Origin of the sequence: Stenotrophomonas sp. Bg11-02 (assembly GCF_002836635.1) — a bacterium.
Lineage (GTDB): Bacteria > Pseudomonadota > Gammaproteobacteria > Xanthomonadales > Xanthomonadaceae > Stenotrophomonas > Stenotrophomonas lacuserhaii.
Map to the genome: position 1 here is coordinate 184,214 of NZ_PJAY01000052.1, position 7,125 is coordinate 191,338.

Here is a 7,125-nt window from a genome sequence, read left to right on the forward strand (position 1 = left end):
GGGCATCGCGCCCTGCGTGCGACACGGTTGAACGTGGTCCGGCGCTGGCGCCGGCCTTCCCCTGAGATCCGCAAAGAGTCCTGATCCCCCATGTCGAATACGCCCAAGATCCTCTACACGCTGACCGATGAAGCGCCGTTCCTGGCCACCCAGTCGCTGCTGCCGGTCGTCAGTGCGTTCACCGCAACCGCCGGTATCGCCGTGGAAACCCGCGATATTTCGCTGTCCGGCCGCATCCTGTCGCTGTTCCCGGAGCGCCTGAAGGACGAACAGAAGGTCAACGATGACCTGGCCGAGCTGGGCCAACTGGCGACTACCCCGGAAGCCAACATCATCAAGCTGCCGAACATTTCGGCGTCGGTGCCGCAGCTGAAGGCGGCCATCACCGAACTGCAGCAGCAGGGCTACGCGCTGCCGGATTATCCGGAAAACCCGGCCGACGACGAGCAGCGCGACATCAAGGCGCGCTACGACAAGGTCAAGGGCAGCGCGGTGAATCCGGTGCTGCGCGAAGGCAACTCGGACCGTCGCGCGCCGCTGTCGGTGAAGAACTACGCACGCAAGCACCCGCACCGCATGGGTGCCTGGGCGAAGGACTCCACCTCGCACGTCGCGCACATGGCGTCGGGCGATTTCTATGGCAGCGAGAAGTCGGCGACGATCAGCAGCGCCGGCAGCCTGAAGATCACCCTGCACGGTGCCCATGGCACGGACGTGGTGCTGAAGGAAAAGACCGCGGTCAAGGCCGGTGAGATCGTCGATGCGGCAGTGATGAGCCGCAAGGCACTGGCGGCCTTCATCGCCGAGCAGATCGAAGATGCCAAGGCGAAGAACGTGCTGTTCTCGCTGCACCTGAAGGCGACCATGATGAAGGTCTCCGACCCGATCATGTTCGGCGTGGCCGTCAATGAGTTCTACAAGGACGTGCTGGCAAAGCACGCGGACGTGCTGAAGCAGGCCGGCTTCGATGCCAACAACGGCATCGGCGACCTCGCCGCGCGCCTGCCGTCGCTGCCTGAGGCCACGCGTGCGGCCATCGAGGCCGACCTGAAGGCCGAGTACGCACACCGCCCGGGCGTGGCCATGGTGAACTCGGACAAGGGCATCACCAACCTGCACGTGCCCAGCGATGTGATCGTCGACGCCTCGATGCCGGCGATGATCCGCGACTCCGGCAAGATGTGGAATGCCGAAGGCAAGCTGCAGGACACCAAGGCGGTGATTCCGGACCGCTGCTACGCCGGTGTCTACCAGGCGGTGATCGATGATTGCCGCACGCACGGCGCATTCGATCCGGCCAGGATGGGCTCGGTGCCGAACGTCGGCCTGATGGCGCAGAAGGCCGAAGAATACGGCTCGCACGACAAGACCTTCCAGGTCGCCGCCGATGGCGTGGTCAAGGTCACCGACGAAACCGGCGCAGTCGTGTTCGAGCACGCCGTGGAAGCCGGTGACATCTGGCGCATGTGCCAGACCAAGGACGCCCCGATCCAGGACTGGGTGAAGCTGGCGGTGGAGCGTTCGCGCCTGAGTAGCACCCCGGCCGTGTTCTGGCTGGATGCCGGGCGCGCGCACGACGCGCAGGTCATCAGCAAGGTCGAGACCTACCTTAAGGACCACGACACCAATGGCCTGGACATCCGCATCCTGCCGCCGGTGGAAGCCACTGCGTTCTCGCTGGATCGCATCCGCAAGGGCGAGGACACCATCTCGGTGACCGGCAACGTGCTGCGCGATTACCTGACCGACCTGTTCCCGATCATGGAGCTGGGCACCAGCGCCAAGATGCTCTCCATCGTGCCGCTGATGGCTGGTGGTGGCCTGTTCGAGACCGGTGCCGGTGGTTCGGCCCCCAAGCACGTGCAGCAGTTCGTCGAAGAGGACTACCTGCGCTGGGATTCGCTGGGTGAGTTCCTCGCCTTGGCTGCGTCGCTGGAACACCTCGGCAACCGCTACGACAACGCCGCCGCGCGCGTGCTGGCCAAGGCGCTGGACGTGGCCAACGGCGAGTTCCTGGACAACGACAAGTCGCCCTCGCGCAAGCTGGGTGGCATCGACAACCGTGGCAGCCACTTCTACCTGACCCTGTACTGGGCGCAGGCGCTGGCCGCACAGGACGACGATGCCGCGCTGAAGGCCCGCTTCGCCCCGTTGGCCAAGGCGCTCACCGACAACGAAGCGAAGATCGTCGAGGAGCTGGTGGCGGTGCAGGGCAAGGCGGTGGACATCGGCGGTTACTACCGTCCTGACCTGGCCAAGGTGGCCGCCGCGATGCGTCCCAGCGCCACGCTGAACACCGCGCTGGAACTGATCGCGGGCTGATCATCGCCGCACGGTGTAGACCGGGGGGGCCCACGCATTGCGTGGGCCTTTCGCGTTTGCGGCCCGTGGCCGGTGGCCTTGGGCGCTGCCAGCCAGCGGCCAAGGCTGGGCAACGGGCGCGCCGGCATCGTAAGGTGGATGTGATTCCGGCCGTGAGCCTGCCATGTCCCCCATCGACATCGATCCCGTGCTGGCCGAACGGATGGCGCATGCCATCCGCGATGGTTTCGAGGACTACCATGCACGCTTCGCGGCGATCACCGCCCGCGCGCAGGGTCGTTTCGAGCGGCGACAGTGGGAGGCCGCGCAGCACGATGCGGTCGAGCGCATCGGCCTGTACGACCAATGCATCGCCGCGTGCATGCACGACCTGCGCCGGCTGGGCGGTGAGGCCATCGGTGAGCGTGCCTGCTGGTTGCAGGTACACGCGCGTTACAGCGTGCTGTTGCGCGGGCTGATCGACGCCGAGTTGTACAAGACGTTCTACAACACGTTGGCGCGGCGCCTGTTCGGCACCCGTGGGGTGGATGTGCAGGTGGAATTCCTCGCCTTCGACGTGGAGCCCTCCGATGCGATCACCCATCCGGTGGCGCGGCACGCATACGCGGTGTCGGGCACGCGCCCTGCCGATGCGCTGATGCGCGTGCTGGGTGACTACCGCTTCGACATCCCCTACGCGCATCAACTGCGCTGCGCAGCCGCCATCGCGGTCCGCTTGCAGGATGACCTGGCGCACTGGGGAGCGCATGCGGTCCGCGGCATCGAGCTGCTGGATACCGTGTTCTACCGCGAGCGGCGCGCCTATCTGGTGGGGCGCGTGTTCGGGGAGCACCGCTTTTCGCCCTGTGTGATCGTGCTGGTGAACGATGGCCAAGGCCTGCGCGCCGATGCAGTGCTGACCCGGCGGCGCGACGTGGCGCATCTGTTCGGCGTGTCGCGCAGTTATTTCCAGGCCAACCTGGCTACGGTCGGTGATGCGGTGGTGTTCCTGCGCAGCCTGCTGCCAGGCAAGCCGGTCGATGAGATCTATACCGTGCTCGGGCGGGCCAAGCAGGGCAAGACCGAGCGCTACCGCGCCTTCTTCGGACACTTCCTGGAACACCCTCAGGAGCAGCTGGTACACGCCGAGGGCACCCCGGGCATGGTCATGGCGGTGTTCACCCTGCCCAGCTACCCGCTGGTGTTCAAGCTGATACGCGATCGTTTCGCCTGGCCGAAGGCGATGTCGCGCCAGCAGGTGGAAGACAAGTACGCGCTGGTGTTCAACCTGGACCGGGTCGGGCGCCTGCTGGACGCACAGCCCTATCGGCACCTGCGGTTCCCGGCCACGCGATTGGCCCCGGCGCTGCTGCAGGAACTGCTGCAACACTGTGCGCAGGGCGTGCGGCTGGACGGCGAAGAGGTGGAGATCGCGCTGTGCTACGTGCAGCGGCGCTTCCGTCCCCTGAACCTGTACCTGCGCGAGCAGGGGCCCGAGGGGGTACGCGCGGCGGTGCTTGACTACGCCCAGGCGATCACCGACATGGCCCGCAACAACATCTTTCCCGGTGACATGCTGCCAAAGAATTTCGGTGTCTCACGGCATGGCCGCGCCGTGTTCTACGACTACGACGAACTGTGCCTGGTCACCGAGTGCGTGTTCCGCGACTGGCCTGCCCCGCGCAATGCCGATGAGGCCCTGGCCGACGAGCCGTGGTTCCACGTCGGGCCGCGTGATGTGTTCCCCGAGCGCTTCGGCCCGTTCATGGGGCTTCCCGCTGCGGAACTGGCGGCGGTGCGTGAGCACTTCGGGCACCTGTTCCAACCGGCGTGGTGGCGTGCGCTGCAGGACCGTTTCGCCGCGGGCGAGCATCCCGATACGCCACCTTATGCGCGTGGGAACCGCTTGGCCTGAGTTGGAGGCGGCACCGGCCTTTGCTACCCTCGGGGTACACATCGACACGGAGCAGTCAGCATGCGTACCTCGCTTTTCCTTGGAGTGGTTCTGGCACTGGGCGCCGGTGGCGCGCTGGTTTCCGTGGACGCCAGCGCGCAGAACGCGCGCGCGGCCCGTGCGCAGACCGAAGGCAGCATGGTCCTGAGCGGCAGCATCGACATCGCGCCGGACGGCTCGGTCGAAGGCTTCACGCTCAAGAATGAAGACAGGATCGAGCCCTACATCCAGCAATTCCTGAAGCAGAATGTCGCCAGGTGGCGGTTCGAGCCGGTGCTGCGCGAGGGCAGGGCGGTTGCAGCGAAGACCCCGGTGAACCTGCGCCTGGTGGCCCGGCGAGCGTCCGGTGATGGAATGGATGTCGTGCTGAGCAGCGCCAATTTCCGTAATTTCGATCCCAAGGCCAGCGACGCGGTGGGCATCGACCGCATGCCGCCGCCCTCCTTCCCGCGCGAACTGATGGAGATGGGCGGTGCGGGCGAAGTCCAGCTGTTGCTGCGGGTGGCGCGCGACGGCACGGTCGACGATGTGATCGCCGAACAGGTCAACGCCTACGTGGCCGGGTCGGCGCGCGCGATGCAGCGGATGCGTGATGTGATGGCGCGCAGTGCAGTCACTGCTGCGCGGAAGTGGGCCTTCATCGCGCCCACCACCGGTGCCAGCGTCGACGATCCGTTCTGGACGGTACGCGTGCCGGTGCGTTTCTTCTACGGTGGCAACGGGGACCGCTACGGCAAATGGCAGGTCTACATCCCGGGACCGAAGCAAAGCGCGCCCTGGAAGGTGAACGATGTTGCCGCCGATGATGCCCCCGATATGCTGCCCGACGGCGGGGTCTACATGGTCGGGGTCGACAACGGCCCGAAGCTGCTGACGCCGCTGCAGGGCTGACTGCGTTACCGGGGTCAGCGGTAGGGGTAGGTCACGCTGCGGTTGCGGCCCTGTTCCTTGGCCATGTACAGCGCTTTGTCGGCCATGCGCAGGGCCTGTTCGGCATCGGCATCGAAGGTCGGGTAATGCGCCACGCCGACCGATACGCTGACGTGACCGACCGGGTCCAGCACCTGCTCCGCGATCCGCTGCCGCAGCCGCTCGGCGATCAGCAGGGCATCGTCGGCATCGGTGGTGGGCAGCAGCATCAGGAACTCTTCGCCGCCGTTGCGGCACAGCACGTCCCCATCGCGTGAGTAGCGGCGCATCTGCTCGGCGATGTGGCTGATGACCTGATCGCCGACCGCATGGCCATGCTGGTCGTTGATGACCTTGAAACGGTCGATGTCCAACGCCAGGATCGCGAAGGACTGCCCCTGCGCCTTCCAGGTTTCCAGCGCCTGCTGCAGCCCACGGCGGTTGAGCAGGCCGGTCAGCGGATCGGTGCGGCTGGCCCGGTTGAGGGTGCCGATGCGGTCCTGCAGCGCGGTGAAGCTGTACAGCACGGCCTGCTTCAGTTGTGCCACTTCGAAGTACCACGCGCGGATGCCGCCGACATCGGAGATCGCCCGGCCGGTGTCGCCCTCCTGCACGTTGCGCGCCAGCTGCCACAGCGGCAGCGAGATACGGCGCGCGAACCACCAGGTCACCAGCAGCGACAGTACCCCGAGCGGGATCGCGCGCCAGATGATCGATGACATCACTTGAGACAAGGGCTGCAGGGTGGCCGCCGTCGGGCGCTGGGCTACCACGCCCCACCCGGTGGCGGGCACCGGCGCGTACCCGGCAAGCATGGAGACGCCACGGCTGTTGCTGACCTGTGCCGATCCGCGTTGCCCACGTGACACCGCATCGATCACCCGGTTGCCCGGCGCATACCCGCCGACCCGTTCGGGATCGACGTGGTACAGCAGGCGGCCATTGCGATCGACCACGTACAGGTAGGACCCGTCGCGGTAGTAGTGCGTGCCCAGCAGACTCTGCAGGATGCTGCGCTGGCGCAGGTAGATGGTCCCGCTGACGTAACCGCGGTAGCGGCCCTGCACGTCGAACACTGGATGCGACATGGCGACCAGCAGCCTGCCGGTGGCCGAGTCGTAGGGATCGCTGACCATGGGCTGGCGGCGCTCCAGTGCGATGCGGTTGCCTTCGCTGCGCAGGGTGTCGCCCTTCAGGTGCAACGTCTGTGGCGAGGTGGCCAGGACCAGGCCGGTGTGGTCGACGATCAGTATCGAATTGAAGCTGTTGGTCTGCAGTTGCAGGCGCGTGGCTTCGTCCTGCGCACGGCGGTCCTGCATGCCTTCCCGGCCCAGCAGCATCGCGGTATAGGCGAGCTGCTGCTGCGAGGACAGCACGAAGTTCTGGGTGGTTTCGGCCAGCTTGTTGGCGTACACCCGGTTCGCTTCCAGGGTGCTGCTGACCAGTTGGTCACGTTGCACGCGGTAGCTGGCCAGCAGGGTGTTGGCCAGCGCCACCACGGTGCTGAGCAGGGCCAGGGCAAGGATCAGCGAACCCAGGTTGAGGCGTTTGGAAAGCGAGCGCATGCGGGCAGGTCAGCCAGTTCTGATGCTGGCCCGACCGGTCTGTCCGGAGGGTTCGCCAGCGCGGGACGGCGCCCGCACGCAGCAGCCTGCGCACGGTTCGGTGGGGACTGCGCGGGCATTATCGCTGAAAGAGACGGGTCACGTGCGGACGCAGAGCACGGTCAAGGTCAAAAGCTGCAGGGCTGCTTGTTGGCGGGGGACGGCAAAAGCCGCTCCTGCGGGCCTCGTTTCGCGCCATCCATGGCGCTCTACGCCCCCGCCAACCCACCCCGTCCCACCTTCGTCAGGTTCATGGCGGCCTCGGTAGCGCCGACCCATGGTCGGCGGATGGTGGGGGGAATGGGATCTGATGATTTCCGCCGGCTGCCGCCGCGCTCACTTGTCGCTCATCCTCCC

General features: G+C 66.4%; 4 protein-coding genes. 3 read left to right on the forward strand and 1 reads right to left on the reverse strand.

The annotated features are described in order from the left end of the window. Positions 1–90 precede the first annotated feature (90 nt). The 3 genes from CXG43_RS07245 (at position 91) to CXG43_RS07255 (ending at position 5,146) form a co-directional block, all read left to right on the forward strand. On the forward strand, positions 91–2,322 hold the full coding sequence (locus tag CXG43_RS07245; RefSeq protein WP_101099338.1) for an NADP-dependent isocitrate dehydrogenase: 2,232 nt from the start codon (positions 91–93) through the stop codon (positions 2,320–2,322). A gap of 163 nt (positions 2,323–2,485) precedes the next feature. After that, positions 2,486–4,216, forward strand: a complete 1,731-nt coding sequence (aceK, locus tag CXG43_RS07250; RefSeq protein ID WP_101099339.1) for a bifunctional isocitrate dehydrogenase kinase/phosphatase — start codon at positions 2,486–2,488, stop codon at positions 4,214–4,216. Between the two features lie 60 nt (positions 4,217–4,276). Next, positions 4,277–5,146: a TonB-dependent receptor gene (locus CXG43_RS07255; protein WP_101116192.1), complete on the forward strand. Its 870-nt coding sequence runs from the start codon at positions 4,277–4,279 to the stop codon at positions 5,144–5,146. 14 nt (positions 5,147–5,160) lie between these two features. Here the strand turns inward: CXG43_RS07255 and CXG43_RS07260 are convergent, their stop codons facing one another. Then, entirely contained in the window at positions 5,161–6,729 is a 1,569-nt protein-coding gene (locus CXG43_RS07260) for a sensor domain-containing diguanylate cyclase (RefSeq protein WP_101099341.1), read from the reverse strand. Positions 6,730–7,125 lie beyond the last annotated feature (396 nt).